This window comes from Clostridium sp. CMCC3677, from assembly GCF_023845585.1.
GTDB lineage: Bacteria > Bacillota > Clostridia > Clostridiales > Clostridiaceae > Clostridium > Clostridium aquiflavi.
The window spans coordinates 14,817-31,669 of the sequence record NZ_JAMQHS010000012.1 but is presented as its reverse complement, the minus strand read 5'-3'; the positions used below and the strand labels follow the sequence as shown (position 1 = coordinate 31,669).

At 27.1% G+C, this 16,853-nt stretch carries 14 protein-coding genes and 4 tRNA genes; all 18 read left to right on the top strand.

The features are described 5' to 3' along the window. Nucleotides 1-9: 9 nt before the first annotated feature. The 18 genes from mfd to hpt all read left to right on the top strand — a co-directional run bounded on the left by mfd (nucleotide 10) and on the right by hpt (nucleotide 16,833). Nucleotides 10-3,513: a transcription-repair coupling factor gene (mfd, locus tag NG901_RS14320; RefSeq protein WP_252215934.1), complete on the top strand. Its 3,504-nt coding sequence runs from the start codon at nucleotides 10-12 to the stop codon at nucleotides 3,511-3,513. 135 nt (nucleotides 3,514-3,648) lie between these two features. Continuing rightward, nucleotides 3,649-4,680, top strand: coding sequence for a peptidylprolyl isomerase (locus NG901_RS14315; protein ID WP_252215932.1), 1,032 nt, complete (start codon nucleotides 3,649-3,651; stop codon nucleotides 4,678-4,680). Nucleotides 4,681-4,970: 290 nt separating this feature from the next. After that, complete coding sequence (gene spoVT, locus NG901_RS14310) at nucleotides 4,971-5,522, top strand: stage V sporulation protein T (RefSeq protein ID WP_252215930.1); 552 nt, start codon at nucleotides 4,971-4,973, stop codon at nucleotides 5,520-5,522. A 101-nt stretch (nucleotides 5,523-5,623) separates the two neighbouring features. Next, nucleotides 5,624-7,159 (top strand): putative polysaccharide biosynthesis protein, encoded by a 1,536-nt coding sequence (locus tag NG901_RS14305; protein WP_252215927.1) that lies wholly within the window; start codon nucleotides 5,624-5,626, stop codon nucleotides 7,157-7,159. A gap of 14 nt (nucleotides 7,160-7,173) precedes the next feature. Then, the gene (yabN, locus tag NG901_RS14300; protein WP_252215924.1) at nucleotides 7,174-8,640 is read left to right on the top strand and encodes a bifunctional methyltransferase/pyrophosphohydrolase YabN; all 1,467 of its coding nucleotides are present in this window, start codon (nucleotides 7,174-7,176) and stop codon (nucleotides 8,638-8,640) included. 202 nt (nucleotides 8,641-8,842) lie between these two features. Further along, nucleotides 8,843-9,121 (top strand): non-specific DNA-binding protein Hbs, encoded by a 279-nt coding sequence (gene hbs, locus NG901_RS14295; protein WP_003374604.1) that lies wholly within the window; start codon nucleotides 8,843-8,845, stop codon nucleotides 9,119-9,121. 50 nt (nucleotides 9,122-9,171) lie between these two features. Continuing rightward, nucleotides 9,172-9,432, top strand: a complete 261-nt coding sequence (locus tag NG901_RS14290; RefSeq protein ID WP_252215921.1) for an RNA-binding S4 domain-containing protein — start codon at nucleotides 9,172-9,174, stop codon at nucleotides 9,430-9,432. A 132-nt stretch (nucleotides 9,433-9,564) separates the two neighbouring features. Further along, entirely contained in the window at nucleotides 9,565-9,858 is a 294-nt protein-coding gene (yabP, locus tag NG901_RS14285) for a sporulation protein YabP (protein WP_252215920.1), read from the top strand. Between the two features lie 17 nt (nucleotides 9,859-9,875). Further along, nucleotides 9,876-10,268, top strand: a complete 393-nt coding sequence (gene yabQ, locus NG901_RS14280) for a spore cortex biosynthesis protein YabQ (protein WP_252215918.1) — start codon at nucleotides 9,876-9,878, stop codon at nucleotides 10,266-10,268. A 77-nt stretch (nucleotides 10,269-10,345) separates the two neighbouring features. Then, nucleotides 10,346-10,639 (top strand): FtsB family cell division protein, encoded by a 294-nt coding sequence (locus NG901_RS14275; RefSeq protein ID WP_252215916.1) that lies wholly within the window; start codon nucleotides 10,346-10,348, stop codon nucleotides 10,637-10,639. 56 nt (nucleotides 10,640-10,695) lie between these two features. Continuing rightward, entirely contained in the window at nucleotides 10,696-11,112 is a 417-nt protein-coding gene (locus NG901_RS14270; RefSeq protein WP_252215913.1) for a S1 domain-containing RNA-binding protein, read from the top strand. Nucleotides 11,113-11,533: 421 nt separating this feature from the next. Continuing rightward, nucleotides 11,534-11,622: transfer RNA gene (locus NG901_RS14265), tRNA-Leu, on the top strand. 20 nt (nucleotides 11,623-11,642) lie between these two features. Next, nucleotides 11,643-11,718 (top strand) — tRNA-Met (locus NG901_RS14260). 10 nt (nucleotides 11,719-11,728) lie between these two features. Then, a tRNA-Met gene (locus NG901_RS14255) sits at nucleotides 11,729-11,805 on the top strand. Nucleotides 11,806-11,810: 5 nt separating this feature from the next. After that, a tRNA-Leu gene (locus tag NG901_RS14250) sits at nucleotides 11,811-11,899 on the top strand. A 462-nt stretch (nucleotides 11,900-12,361) separates the two neighbouring features. Beyond that, the gene (gene spoIIE, locus NG901_RS14245; protein ID WP_252215910.1) at nucleotides 12,362-14,743 is read left to right on the top strand and encodes a stage II sporulation protein E; all 2,382 of its coding nucleotides are present in this window, start codon (nucleotides 12,362-12,364) and stop codon (nucleotides 14,741-14,743) included. A 138-nt stretch (nucleotides 14,744-14,881) separates the two neighbouring features. Next, nucleotides 14,882-16,288, top strand: coding sequence for a tRNA lysidine(34) synthetase TilS (tilS, locus tag NG901_RS14240; protein WP_252215907.1), 1,407 nt, complete (start codon nucleotides 14,882-14,884; stop codon nucleotides 16,286-16,288). A 5-nt stretch (nucleotides 16,289-16,293) separates the two neighbouring features. After that, a complete protein-coding gene (gene hpt, locus NG901_RS14235) occupies nucleotides 16,294-16,833 on the top strand; it encodes a hypoxanthine phosphoribosyltransferase (RefSeq protein WP_252215903.1) in 540 nt (179 codons plus the stop codon). Nucleotides 16,834-16,853 lie beyond the last annotated feature (20 nt).

Here is a 16,853-nt window from a genome sequence, read left to right as displayed (position 1 = left end):
GTGTATAAGATGAGATTAAAAGGGTTATTAGAGCCCTTAGAAACTGGTATTGAGTTAAAAAAAATATTGCAATCTATTAATGAAAAAACTTATCCAGTAGGTATATATGGGTTATCAGATTCAGGAAAATCTTATATGATAGATGGAATATTTGAAAATATTGAAAAATCTATTGTTATTGTTACTCAAAATGATATGGAAGCTAAGAATCTTTATGAAGACTTAATTTTATATACTAATGAAGTATATTATTTTCCTGTAAAAGAGACGGTTTTTTATAATATAGATGCTGTATCAGGTGATTTAAGATGGGCAAGATTAAATGTAATAAATGAGATATTAAATAATAAAAATAAAAAAATAGTAATAACATCTATAGATTCTTTTATGGCAACATATGCTCCGCATAAACTATTTATTAAATATAGTATGACTATAAAACAAGGTGCTGAGATTAATTTTAATGAAATGTCTTCAAAATTAATTGAAAGTGGGTATGAGAGAGTAGAAATAGTTGAATCAAAGGGACAATTTTCTGTAAGAGGAGGAATATTAGATATATTCCCAACATGTTCAACTTATCCTTATAGAGTTGAACTTTTTGGAGATGAAATAGAATCTATTAGAACTTTTAATTCAGAATCTCAAAGAAGCATAGATAAAGTTAAATCTTTTAAAGTGTTTCCGGCAAAAGAAATATTAGTATCTCAAGAGTCAATGAATAAAGCAAAAGAATCAATTTTAAATGAATTTAAGAAAATTTCTTCACATAATAAAGAAAAAGAAAGAATAGAAAAATTAGAAAAGGTAGTTAAATCTAATATAGAATCACTTGAAGAAAATTTAACATTTGAAACTATAGATAGTTATTTACCTTATTTTTATGAAGAAGTAGAAAGCTTTTTTGATTATTTTAAAAATTATTTATTTATAATGAATGATGTTAAACGATGTAAAGGTAAATTAGAATCATCTTATTTAGAGTTTGCTGAAAATTTCACTTCATTTCTTGAAAGAGGAGATATACTTCCAGGTCAAGAAAAGTTATTAATTAATGAACATGATACATTAGATAAATTTGAGAAATCAAATATACTTTTCTTTGAAACTTTAAATAATACAGAAAAATTTTTAAGACCTTTCACGAGTATAGAGTTAAAGCAAACAACGTTAAGCAATTATCAAGGTCAATTAGATATACTAATAGAAGACATCTTAGACAAAAAATTAAAGGGATATAAAACAGTAATATTATCTGGTACTAAAGTCAGAGGAGAAAGACTTGTAGATACCTTAAGAGATAGAGGTGTTGAAAGTTCTTATAAAGATAAGATAAAGGAAATACAATTTGGAGAAGTTGTAATAACGTGTGGTAATCAATTAAAGGGATTTGAATATCCAGAATATAAATTATGCATTATATCAGATAAAGAAGTATTTGGTGAAGCAAAGAGAAAATTAAAACCAAAGAATAAAAAGAAAAAGGGTATATCTAAAATAAAAAGCTTTAATGAATTGAAGCCAGGGGATTATGTAGTCCATGTAAATCATGGAATAGGAGTCTATAAAGGAATAAAACAGATAGATGTATCTGGTCATAAGAGAGACTATCTAGATATTGTATATGACAAAGGTGATAAACTATATGTTCCAGTAGAACAACTTGATTTAATTCAAAAATACATTGGTAGTGAGGGTAAATCACCTAAAATTACAAAACTTGGTGGAGCTGAATGGCAAAAGGCTAAGGCAAAAGTTAGAAAATCAATCAATGATATTGCAGAAGATTTAGTGAAGTTATATGCCACTAGATCTACAATAAAAGGTCATAAATTTAGTAAAGATACTCAATGGCAAAGACAATTTGAAGATGAATTTCCATTTGAAGAAACACCAGATCAATTAACTTCATTAGAAGAAATAAAGAAAGATATGGAATCTGATAAAGTTATGGATAGATTGCTTTGTGGTGATGTTGGATATGGAAAGACGGAAGTAGCATTAAGAGCTGCTTTTAAAGCAGTTATGGATGGAAAACAGGTTGCTTTATTAGTACCAACAACTATCTTGGCTGAACAACATTATAAAAATATGAAAAAGAGATTTTCTGATTTCCCAATTAAAATAGATATGGTAAGTAGATTTAGGACAGCTAAAGAACAAAAAGTTACAATACAAAGATTAAAAGAGGGAAATGTAGATATTTTAGTTGGTACTCATAAATTAGTATCAAAGGATATACAATTTAAGGATTTAGGATTGCTCATAGTAGATGAAGAACAACGATTTGGAGTATCTCAAAAGGAAAAAATTAAAAATATAAAGAAAAATGTAGATGTTTTAACATTAAGTGCAACACCTATTCCTAGAACACTTCATATGTCGTTAACTGGTGCCAGAGATATATCTGTAATAGAAACTCCGCCAGAAGAAAGATATCCTGTTCAAACATATGTTGTGGAGCAAAATGACCAACTTATAAGAGATGCAATATTAAGAGAAATTGGTAGGAGTGGTCAAGTCTATTTTGTTTATAATAGAGTAGAAGATATAAATGAAATGGCTAGATATGTCCAAGAATTAGTTCCAGAGAGCAAGGTTTCAGTTACACATGGACAAATGACAGAAAGACAATTAGAAAAAGAAATGATTTCATTTATGGATCAAGAATCTAATGTTTTAGTTTGTACTACAATAATAGAAACTGGAATAGATATCCCTAATGTAAATACAATAATAGTTTATAACTCTGATAAGATGGGGTTATCGCAACTGTACCAATTAAGAGGAAGAGTCGGTAGATCAAATAGAATTGCATATGCATATTTATTATATACTAAGGATAAAGTATTAACTGAAGTTGCAGAAAAAAGACTTAAAGCATTAAAAGATTTTACTGAATTAGGTTCAGGATTTAAAATAGCCATGAGAGACTTAGAAATAAGAGGCGCTGGAAATATTATGGGATCATCTCAACATGGTCATATGGCATCTGTAGGTTACGATTTATATTGTAGAATGCTTGAAGATACTATTAAGCTAATTAAAGGTGATATATCTAAAGAACCTATTGAAACTACTGTAGAAATAAAAATTGATGCATTTATATCTGAAAATTATATTGAAGATGAAATTCAAAAAATAGAAATATATAAGAAAATAGCTGCTATAGAAGATATAGAAGACTATAATGATATAAAAGAAGAGTTAGAGGATAGATATTCTAAAATACCTGAGCCAGTGCATAATTTAATGGATATAGCTTATATAAAAAGTATAGCTAAAAAGTTATTTATTGAAGAGATAAAAGAAATGCCAAAAGAAATAAGATTTAGATTTGCAAGTGGTGAAGATGAATATAAGAAGTTATTTAAAATACTTATGGAGAATTATAAAGAAAATATAATTCTTAAATTTGGAACTGAACCATATTTTTCATTTAAAACACAAAATATAAAAAAAGAGGATAAATTAGAAGTTTTAAAGGAAATTTTAGAAAAATTAGAATCTTAAATTTAAAGACTTATACAATCAATTAACATTTTAATAAAAAAGTAATATAAACGGTTTGAATTGTGAAAATAATATTGTTATACTAATATTAGAATTTTTTTAGGCTAAAATTTACAAAAAAGTGAGGGAAAAATTTTGAATAAAATAAAGAAAATTGTTGCGTCTGTAGTAGTAGCTACACTTGCATTTTCAATTGTTGGTTGTAAAATGATTGAAAAGACACCAGAAGCTATAAAAAATACAGTTCTTGCAACAGTAGGAAAAGAAAAAATAACCCAAGGCGATTTAGATAGAGACTTAAAATCAATTACGGAATCTCTAAAACAAAAATATGGAGAAAACTATGAAAGTAATGCTGACATAAAAGATCAATTAAAAGAATTAAAAAAACAATATCTAAATGCTATAGTTAATGAAAAATTGATATTAACTAAATCAGCAGAATTAAATTTAAAACCTAGCGATGAAGAATTAAATAAGCAAGTAGATGAGGCAGTAAACTATTATAAAACTGCTTATCAAACAGAAGAACAATACAATACTTTCTTAGAACAAAATGGATTTACTGAAGACGAATTTAAAGAATATCAAAAGAATCAAGCAATAGTAAGATATGTATATCAAGACATGGTTAAGGATGTAGAAGTTAATGATGATGATATACAAAAATATTATGATGAGAACAAAGATACTCAATTCTCAACTCCAGGAGAAATTGATTTTGATAAATCTTTACAAGAAGCTAATGAAATAAAAAGTCAATTAAATGGTGGAGCGGATTTTGCAGAAGTGGCTAAGGAAAAATCACAAGACCCTGGCACTAAGGACAATGGTGGTTCTTTAGGATTTATAGAATATTCATCAACTAAATATGTTAAAGAATTTATGGATGGATTTAAAGACTTAAAAGATGGAGAAATTTCAGAACCTATAAAGAGTCAATTTGGTTACCATATAATTAAGGTAACAGGAGTAACTGATACTGGTGCAGAAGTATCTCACATATTAGTAGCTAATAAGGGAGAAGGTACAGCAACACCGTTAGAAGATGTTAAAGAAGATATCAGAGGTCAATTATTACAAACTAAACAAAGTAATGTATTTAATGAAAAGATAGAAGAGTGGAAAAAAGATGTTGGTGTAAAGATAAATGATAAAAAATTATAAACTTAAACTTTAAGTTATAAATGCTTTTACAAGTAATAAAATTGCTTGTAAAAGCATTTTTTTATTTTTAAGAAAGACTTTGTTTTAGCAGAATGGTGATATATGCATAAGCAAAGTAAGCGGAGTAATTGAACCAATCAATAAAGTACTTTATAACCACATTGTTCCTTATTAATACTAAAAATAATATCTTATATAAAAATTGACTATAAGTGTATAAAATTTCTAAGAAGTCAAATAATAATATTGCAATTAGAATTATTGAAGTTTTAAAGGAGGTTAAATAACCAATGAAGGCAACAGGCATTGTTAGAAGAATTGATGATTTAGGAAGAGTAGTAATTCCAAAGGAAATAAGAAGAACTTTAAGAATAAGAGAAGGGGATCCACTTGAAATATTCACAGATAGAGAAGGCGGAGTAATATTAAAGAAATATTCTCCAATAGGAGAATTAACTGACTTCTCAAGAGAATATGCTGAAAGCTTACAACAAGCTATAGGTCATATAGTGTTAATAGCAGATAAAGATGCATTTATTTCAGCTAGTGGAGCACCTAAGAAAGATTACATAGAAAGAAAAATAAGCTCAGAATTAGAAGACATTATGGATGGAAGAAAAACAGTATTGTTAGATAAAAGTCAAAATGTTGTTATTCCATTACATAATGACGATGATGAAAGCAAATATGTAAATCAAGTTATTTCTCCAATATTAGCAGAAGGAGATGCAATAGGTACAGTAATTATTTCATCTAAGGAAGATGGAGAAACATTAGGAGAAGTAGAATTAAAATTGGCAGAAACAGCTGCAACATTTTTAGGAAAACAAATGGAACAATAGAGATTACATAAATAATTTTCTATTTGATAAAAATAAAAGTCATAATACCTTCAAATTTACAATAAAAATTATTAGTATAACTTGAAGTTTGGAGGTATTTTATGAAAAAACAATCCTTAATAAAAGGAAGTTTAATTCTTGGAATGGCAGGAATCCTAACAAGATTCTTAGGATTATTCTTTAGATGGCCTTTAATAATGTTAATTGGAGATGAAGGAATAGGCTATTATCAAATGTCATATCCTTTATATATGTTTTTTGTAGCAATGGCATCAGGAGTTCCTATAGCAATATCAAAAATGATTTCTGAAAATAATGCAATAGATGATATAAATGGAATTTTTGAGGTTATGAAAGAATCAGCAATATTAATGGCTATTTTAGGGACAGGCACAACTTTTGCACTATTTTTCTTTGCAAAACCTATTATTAGTTTTTTAAAATGGGATCCTAAGGCATATTACTCTCTTATTGGAATCTCTTTTGCACCTGTTATAATTTCATTTATAACTGTTTTTAGGGGTTTCTTTCAGGGGTTTCAGAATATGTCACCATCAGCTACATCACAACTTATAGAGCAAATTGGGAGAATTATATTTGGCGTAGGCTTGGCAGTAATATTATTGCCTAGAGGAATAGAGTATTCAGCTGGTGGAGCTGCTTTTGGAGCAACAGCAGGTGCTATAATGGCTGGAATATATCTATTTAGTAAATACAAAAAAGTTAAAAAAGAATATGGAATAAAAAAAATAAAAACCAATCCAGATGTTTTAAGCGATATATTAAGAATAGCAATTCCAATATCATTAGGTGCAACCGTTGGAAGTATAATGGGACTTATAGATTCAATTGTAGTGCCACAAAAGTTATTAGAGGCAGGATTAACTAATATGCAAAGCACTGTTTTATATGCTCAATTGACAGGAAAAGCATCTGTAATAGTTAATGTGCCATTAACTTTATCAATGGCATTATGCACATCTTTAATACCTATTATTGCAGAAAATTTTATTCTTAAGAATCATGTTGAAGTAAAAAGAAAAATAAATATGTCTATAAAAATGTCTGCTGTAATAGCTATACCCTGTATGTTTGGAATATTTTTTTTAGCTGAACCTATTATGAGATTTATATTCCCAGGAAGATTTGCAGGAGCAGAAATATTAAAATATCTATCTTTATCAATTCCTTTTATAATTTTAACTCAAACTACAACATCTATTTTACAAGGAACAGACAATTATGTATTACCAGTAATTAATTTATTTATAGGTTGCTTTATAAAGGGAATTTTAACATGGATTTTAGTGCCTATAAAAGCATTTAATATTTATGGTGCAGTTATTGCTAGTGTAACTGCTTACTTAGTATCTTCTATATTAAATTTAATAGCAATGAGGTGGAAGTTAAAAATTAAACTTAATGTATATGAAATATTAATAAAGCCAGCATATGCATCAACTTTAATGATGATATTAGTATTAATAAGCTATAATTTTATTTATAAAAGTACAACAAGTAATGGTATATCTTGCTTAATATCTATATTTTTAGGTATTATAGTGTATATAATATTAATAATGTTACTTAAAGTATTTAAAATAGAAGAAATAAAAAGTAGATTTAGAAGAAACTAAAAAGGAGATTCCCAATGATTAAGATAGTAGGATTAGGACCAGGAGCTAAAGAAGCTCTAACAATAGGATGTATAGAAGAATTAAAAAATTGTAAAAATATTTTCTTAAGAACAGAAAAACATCCAACAGTAGATTATTTAACAGAAAATAATATTGAATTTAAAACTTATGACTATATCTATGATACTGAAGAAAGTTTTGATGAAGTTTATTTCAATATAGCAAATGATATTATAAATAAATATAAGCAATCTGGTGAATTAGTATATGCTGTACCAGGACATCCACTAGTAGCTGAAAAGTCAGTGTTTAATTTAATGGAGCTATGTAAAAAAGAAAATATAGATTATAAAGTCATTCCAGCTGTTAGTTTTATTGATGCTATGATGGAAAGTTTAGCAATAGATCCAATAGAAGGTTTAAAAGTAATAGATGCCTTTGATATAAACAATCAAATATTAGATAAAAGAATTGGAACTATAATTACTCAAGTATATAATCCACTTATAGCTTCTGAAGTAAAGCTAAGATTATTGCAACAATATGATGATGAAACTGAAATAGTATATGTAAGAGCAGCAGGGATAATTGGAGAAGAAAGTATTAGAAAAATTCCACTGTATGAATTAGATATGCAAGAAGATATAGATTACTTAACTTCAGTATATATACCAAAAGATTTAAATAACAAAAAAGATTTTTATGATTTATTAGAGACTGTAGAAGTTCTTAGAGGCGAAAATGGTTGTCCTTGGGATAAAGAACAAACTCATGAATCAATAAAAAATTCATTGATAGAAGAGAGCTATGAAGTAGTAGATGCAATAAATAATGAAGATGATGATTCTTTAATTGAAGAATTAGGTGATGTTTTATTTCAAGTAGTGTTTCATTCATCAATAGGCCAAGAAGATGGTTATTTTAATATAAATGATGTCGTTAAGGCTATTTGTGATAAAATGATTTATAGACATCCTCATGTATTTAAGAACTTAAAGAATGTTAATTCATCTAAAGATGTACTTGAAAAATGGGATGAACTTAAGAAATCAGAAAAAGGATACGAAACATTAACAGAAGAAATGAATGGAATAGCAAAATCACTTCCATCTCTTTTGAGGGCTTATAAGGTTCAAAAAAAGGCTAAAAGAGTGGGATTTGATTGGGATGATGTTAGTTTTGCGTTTGAAAAAGTAAAAGAAGAATTAAAAGAAGTAAAAGATGCATATATTAGTGAGAATGAGGAAAATATAGAAAATGAAATTGGTGATTTATTATTTTCGTGTGTAAATGTAGCTAGATTTTTAGGGGTAGATGGAGAAGAAGCATTAAACTCAACAATTAATAAATTCATTTCAAGATTCTCATATATTGAAAACAAGGCATTGGAAAAAAATTTAAATCTAAATGAAATGTCTTTAGAAGATATGGATATATTATGGGAAGAAGCAAAAAAACTAAATAAAAGTATAATAAAATAAAGGATTTATTTAGTTTTTGAAGAATAATTATTAAAAGAACTATATTACAATATTTATTATAGTAACAGTATCTGTGTTAATAAGTTATTTTTATATAGACGTTTAGGCACATTGGCTATATAATAAAGAGGTGTAATTTAGTACATATATGAAATAGTTAGACAATTAAATGTTATAACTTTATTTTGAGGAGGATGTAATTGTGAATAAAGCAGAATTAATAACTAGTATGGCTGAAAAAAGTAAATTAACTAAAAAAGATGCGGAATTAGCTTTAAAATCTTTTATTGAAAGTGTAGAAGAAGCATTAGAATCTGGTGAAAAAGTGCAACTAGTTGGCTTCGGTACTTTTGAAACAAGAGAAAGAGCAGCTAGAGAAGGAAGAAATCCTAGAACTAAAGAAGTGATCAATATACCAGCAACAACAGTACCAGTATTTAAGCCAGGAAAAGAATTCAAAGATAAGGTTAATAATAAATAGAAAAAATATGAACCCGAGTTTTCTCGGGTTCTTTTAACAAGGGAGCAATTATGAGATTAGATAAATATCTAAAGGTTTCAAGAATAATAAAAAGAAGAACTGTAGCTAAAGAAGCTTGTGAAAGTGGAAGAGTATCAATAAATGGAAAAGTTGCAAAGCCATCTACAGATATAAAAGAAGATGACATAATAGAAATAACTTTTGCAAATAGAATATTAAAAGCTAAAATAGTTAATATTAAAGAACATGTAAGAAAAGAAGATGCAAAAGAAATGTATGTTATTATTGAAGGACAAGAAGATAAAGAGTAGCTTAGATAAGTGTTTATCAAAGGCTACTCTTTAAATCTATAATCTTATAAGGTAAATAAAAAGGTTACTAATGAATAAATTAAAATATATCTTCATATATTGTATAAGACAAAGTATATGGGGGAATTTATTATGGAGAATAAAGATGAAAATAAGCTCAATGATAGAAATTCTAATTTATCTTTAGAAAATAGACAGAAGTTAATATTAAGTGGTGTTATAGAGGTTATAAGCTTTGATAGTCAAAAAATAGATTTAACAACTGTTTTGGGAAATCTAAGTATTAAAGGTTCAGATTTAAAGATGAATAAGCTAGATGTTAAAAATGGTGATGTGATAATAAATGGTAGCATTGATTCTATGGTTTACAATGGAAAAGAAGTAAAGAAGAGCAAGGAAAGTATAATTTCTAGGTTGTTTAAATAATTGGAGAGTTATACTAAATGCCGTTAACTTTGACAATGCAGTTTAATCTTCTTATGTATAGTGTTATAGCAGGACTTATAACAGGTTTTTTATTTGATATATATAGAGGCATAAGAGGGTTAAACTCAATAAAAATAATTACAGTTGTCGAAGACATTCTTTTTTGGGTACTTACTGCTCTAATTATATTTACTTTTTTATTGTATACTAATTATGCATTTTTAACTCCATATGTTTATATATTCATCATTATATCACTTTTAATATACTTGAAAGCTATAAGTAGTTATTTTTATTCATTAGAACAATTAGTAATAAAAAAAGTAAATACTTTTTTTAGAATAATTTTTAAGAACCTTATATATCCAATAAAAATAGTATTTTACAAAGTAATTGATAAAAGTAAATAGCACAAAAAAATTACTTGAATAATACCTTTAGAGTGTTTACAATATAAATAAGAGAATTTGAAATAGAGGTTCTGCAAATGAAAAAGTTAACATTTAGAAACATAATAATAATGGTATTACTTAGTATATTTGTTTTTAGTTATGTTAGACAACGATTGGCAATTGATAGAATAGAAAAACAACTTAATGAAAAACAACTTCAACTTGATGAAATAACTAAAAGAAATAATAGGCTTTCAGATGAAGTAGAAAAGATTGACTCTGGTTCAGGTGAATATCTTGAAAAACTAGCTAGAGAAAGACTTGGAATGATAAAACCAGGCGAAAAAGTAGTTAACAGCTCTGAACAAACATCAAATTCTGAAAAATAGTTTTTAATAATATTATAATATATATTTTTATATTTTTAAGGAGGAAACTTTTAAACATGACCTTAGAGGCAGGAAACATATTAGAAGGTATAGTAGTAAACATTACAAATTTTGGTGCTTTTATTGAAGTTGAAGGCAAAACTGGATTAGTTCATATTTCAGAAGTTGCGGATTCTTATGTAAAAGACATTAGAGAACATCTTAAGGAACAAGATAAAGTTAAAGTTAAAGTTATCTCAATAGATGACAATGGAAAGATTAGTCTTTCAATAAAACAAGCAAATATTCAAAAAAAATCAGTAAAACCAGTTGAAATTGATTGGAACTCAAATACTGAAAAGAAGAAAAATGGTTCAGGAAATTTTGAAGACATAATGTCTAGATTTTTAAAAGATAGTGAAGAAAGAATGCAAGATGTTAAAAAACATCAAGAATTTAAAGGTAAGGGTGGTAAGAAATTCCCAGCCAAATAATTAAGTAAATTAAAAGATATATAATAATTTAATGCAAAATTAATTATTATATCTAAGTTTATTATGTTATATAAAGTCCTTATAAACAGGTTTTAATGCCTATTTATAAGGCGTTTTTTGTTCTTTGGGAATTTATATTGTTAAACAATCTGAGGACAACTTATAGAATGCTGTATTTTAAAGATATGATAAGTACATCTAAAGAATAAAAAATAATCATTGCCGCACCATTATTCTTGCGTTGCATTTGGAAAGGGGACATGGCTAAAAAAATCGACGGCTCTAAAGTTTCTTTGGCGATTTTGTTCTGTTATTAGGATAAAATTTTGAAAAAAGATAAAAAAATATCAAATATATGTTGACAGTGTAGAAACTATACAGTATAATAAATTTTGTCGTTAGGAAATAACCTAACTGGTAAGCCGAAGTGGCGGAACTGGCAGACGCACAGGACTTAAAATCCTGCGGTGGTTAAACACCGTACCGGTTCGATTCCGGTCTTCGGCACCATAATCAACTAAATATAATATCGCGGGGTGGAGCAGCTGGTAGCTCGTCGGGCTCATAACCCGAAGGTCGTAGGTTCAAGTCCTGCCCCCGCAACCATAAGAATTAAGGCGGAATAGCTCAGCTGGCTAGAGCATTCGGTTCATACCCGAAGGGTCGTAGGTTCAAGTCCTATTTCCGCTACCATATATGCCGAAGTGGCGGAACTGGCAGACGCACAGGACTTAAAATCCTGCGGTGGTTAAACACCGTACCGGTTCGATTCCGGTCTTCGGCACCAAAGACTTAAGTTATAAACTTAAGTCTTTTTTTATGTTTAAAAATAAAAGATATAATAAAAAATATTATTTTAAGGGTGGTAGTCGCTTTTTTTTATTCAAAAAGATAACTATGCACAAAGTATTTATGAATTAATAAATGTAAAGTTATATATATTCACAAAAAAATATATTATGAAAAAATAAATCCTCATAAATTTTTAAAAAGCATATTTTAACGACAAATTAATATAAAAATAACATGTTTGCTTTTTATTAAACTAGTCATTATAAAAATAACTATTACTTTAGATATATCAATTTGTTCACATTATTTTATGTAAAAATTTTACAGTTAATATTAAAAAGAAATATAGAATATATTGTCCAACGAAAAATTTTCCAATGTATATTTTATGACATTAATCTTAAATCTTAAGTGATATAATCAAATTACAATATTTGGAAAAAGAGGAGGGCTATATATGCAATATGAATTGAATATTAATGCATATAAGAATAAAAAAGCTAAAAAAAGCTTTTTATTAAAAATGGAATTATCAAGAATGATATTTATATTAATAGCTGGATTATTGTTATCAAGAGTAACTTTATTATTTAATCAAACAGAAAGTAATGGTATAGCACCATTAGGAATAGCCTATTTAATAGTAATAGGATTAAAGTGTAATAGGAGTAAAACGGCCATGGCTTCAATTGGAGTGCTGTTAGGTTATGTAACTATAAACTCTAAGTTACCAGGTGGAATGGTTTACTTAATTACAGCAGCTGCATTGACATTATATTATGAAGTATTAAATAAATCTGAAAAAAGAAAAAAAGAGTTTGCAAGTTTCTTTATAGTTTTTTTAAGCTTCATAGGTTATGGAATATTTTCTAATAACTATGATTTAGGCGTTAACATAACATTGGCATTAATTAATGCACTTGTGGTATTACCTGTTTACTATATCATTAAGTATTCTTTTAATTGTCTTGATGAAGTTAATAGTAATTACTTTTTTACATCTGAAGAGATAGTAAGTATGGCCATATTATTTTGTTTATTTGTTGCTGGTATAGGAGATATAAGTATAAAGTATTGTTCTCTAAGGAATGTACTAGCTTTATTATTGGTAGTAACAATTGCATACATTGGTGGTGCATCTTATGGTGCGACCATGGGTGTTGCTATGGGAATAATTTTGGGATGTTCATCTAATAATATGATGGCATCAGTAGGGTTTTATGGTGTAGGAGGTTTAGTTATAGGCATATTTAAGGATACTGGTAAAATATTTTCAGTTCTATCCGGAATATTAATTTATTTTGCTTTGGGACTTTATTCGGAAAGTATAAATTCTCAATTTATAATAGAAGTAGGATCTAGCTTAGCAATATTTTTATTTATACCTAAAAATTTATATAACAATATAGAACTTGAAATAAATACTGAAAAGAAACAAGAAAGTATAAACCAAATTCACTTAAATGAATTAAAGGAGGAATTTACGTTAAAGTTAAAGGATCTAAGTTGTGTATTAAATCAGGTATCTAAAACATTAGAAGACATGGATGATAATGATAGACTTTTAATTAAAAATAAAAGTTGTGAATTTGTAGAAAGTTTAGCTGATAGAGTGTGTATAGATTGTGAAAAGAAAAATTCTTGCTGGAGAAGGGATTTTAATAATACTTATAATTCTTTCCAAACTCTTATAAAGAGTGCTGAAGAAGAAAATCCAATATTGCCAAAGGCACTAGAATCTTCATGCGTAAAACATTTTACATTATTAAAAAGTGCACAGGATATAGTGACTAATCATATTGTAAATTCAAATATTAAAGATAGATTTAGTGAAGGGAGGCAAATTATATCAACTCATATAAACAATATATCTTATAGTTTAAGTAATGTATTAGATGAATTTAAAAGGGAGGTAACAATTTGTAGCGATTTAGAAAGAATAGTAAAAAGGGGGTTAAATAAAAATTCAGTTGAATATAATGATGTTTTCTGTTATACCGATAGAAATGGAAGGGTAAAAATAAAATTGATAATGAAGGAGTGTGAAAACTGCGAGTATTATGAAAATAAATTAATTCCGTTGCTTAATGAGATAATGCATATTCCTTTATGCATTTTAGATAATGGTTATTTTATAAATAAAGATACAAATACATGTACTTTGTTAATAGAAGAAATGCCTAAATATAATGTTATTTCCTATGGAGCTATGGCTTCTAAGGAAGGAGAAACACATACTGGTGATAGTTATAGTTTTGGAAAAGTTACAGATGGATCATATATGACAATATTAAGTGATGGTATGGGATCTGGTCCTGATGCAGAAAAGGAAAGCAAATCTACAGTAGATTTAGTGGAGAAATTCATGGAGGCTGGATTTGATGAAGAAGTAACAATTAATACAGTGAACTCTATAATGGGAATGAAATTTTCAGAAAGTGAAAAATATGCCACTTTAGATTTAAGTAAGATAGACTTATATAGTGGAGAAGTTAATTTTGTGAAGATAGGAGCAGCATCAAGCTTTATAAAAAGAGGAGATCAAATATTAGTGGTAGATTCTAAAAACTTACCATTTGGTCTTGTTGATGAAATGGAGCTTGATGTAATAAAAGAAGAAGTAATGCCAGGTGACATTTTAATAAGTGTTAGTGATGGGATTTTAGATATAGATAAATTAAATAGTGGAAACTTTATTTGGCTTAAGGAGTATTTGAAAGATTGTTGTACAGATCCAAGAGAATTATCAGAGAATATTTTACAAAAAGCTATGACATTAAGTGATAATATGCTTAAAGATGACATGACTGTATTAGTTTCTAAAGTATATGCTGTTTAATTGTAAAACTGCTGTATATTAAAAATGCAGCAGTTTTTATTGGGTAGATTCTTTCTTTTGCCACTATAAATATTTACATTTAAAATGAATATAAGGTATTATAATAGAAGTTGTATAAAAAAATAGGAAGTGTTAATTTTGAAGAAAAAAATATTATCTTATATTATTGATAATAATCTTATAAAATCGGGAGATAAAATATTAGTAGCTCTTTCAGGAGGACCCGACTCCTTATGCCTATTAAATATATTAAAAGAATTGAGAGGAGAACTTGGTATAGAAATTGGAGCAGCTCACTTAAATCATCTATTAAGGGGCGAAGATGCTTTTAAAGATGAAGAATTTGTGATTAATACATGTAAAAAAATGAATATTTCTTATTATGTAAAAAGGGTTGATATAAATAAATATTCAAAAGAACATAGATTATCTTCTGAGCTAGCTGGAAGAAATGTAAGATATGATTTTTTTGATGAGATATTAAAAAAAGAAGGATTTAATAAAATAGCTACTGCTCATAATGCTAATGATCAGGCTGAAACTATAATTTTTAGAATGATGAGAGGCACTGGACTTGAAGGGTTAGGTGGAATAAAAGTTTGTAGAGAGGATAAGATTATTAGACCTATATTGTGTCTAACTAGAAAAGAAGTTGAAGAGTATATAGAAAAGAAAAATCTAAAGCCTAGAATAGACAAGACTAACTTTGAAAAAATTTATAATAGAAATAAAATAAGATTGGATATAATTCCATATATTCAGGATAATTTTAATGAAGATATAGTTAAAACTTTAAATAGAATGTCATTATTAATACAAAAAGACAATGCTTTTATTGAGAGATTGTGTATTAAAGTTTATAATGAATATTGTAAAAAGGATAATGACAATAATTTTTTTATATTAAATAAAAAATTGTTTAGAGAAGATGAAGCTATAGTAACACGAATTATAAGAAGCGCTCTTGTTGAATATTCTAAATCTCATTATGATTTTGAAATGAAGCATATATATGATATTTTAGAATTATCTAAAAAAGAAACAGGAAAAAGTATAAATCTGCCTAAGAATATATATGTAGAAAATATATATGGCGATATAAAAATAAGCAGCAAAGTAAAAGAAAATATTAAAAGTAACAAAACAGAAACTTTTTTAGATAAGAAAAACATAGGTGAAGATACCATATATTTTAATAATTATGAATTTGTAATGAGTATTTTAAAAAATAAATCTAATAATTTACTAGATTTAAAAGAAAATAATTTAGTGAAATATTTTGATTTGGATAAGATAGAAGAAAACATTTTATTTAGAACAAGAAAAAATGGGGATAAAATTACACCTTTAGGGATGAAAGGTCAAAAGAAATTAAAAGATATATTTATAAATATGAAAATCCCTCAAGAAGATAGAGATTTAATACCATTAATTTGTTTTGATGATAATATAGCGTGGATTGTAGGATTAAAAATATCAGATAACTTTAAAGTAACTAATAATAGTAAAAATATATTAAAAATAGTAGCTAAAAGAAAGGAATAGAAGTTATGAAAGAAGATATACAAGAGATATTATTTGATGAGGAAACTTTAAATGAAAAAATAAAGGAGATAGCAGCAAAGATAAGTGAAGATTATAAAGGAAGAGAATTAGTTGTAGTAGGAATACTTAAAGGATCTGTGTTATTTGCAGCAGAGTTAATTAAAAACATATCTATACCATGTGAAATAGATTTTATGGCTGTATCAAGCTATGGAAATTCTACAGAAACATCAGGAGTAGTAAGAATTTTAAAAGATTTAGATTATAGTATTGAAGGTAAGGATATTTTATTAGTAGAGGATATTGTTGATAGTGGAATTACTCTTAGTTATTTATTAAAGTATTTAAAAGCAAGAAAAGCTCATACTATAGAGATAGTATCTTTATTAAACAAATCTGCAAGAAGAACAGCTAAAGTTGATGTAAAATACATAGGTTTTGAAGTACCTGATGCATTCATAGTTGGGTATGGTATTGATTATGCAGAAAAATATAGAAATTTACCATTTATAGGAGTATTAAAACCAGAAGTATATGAAAAATAGAATTTACAATTTATTGTAAT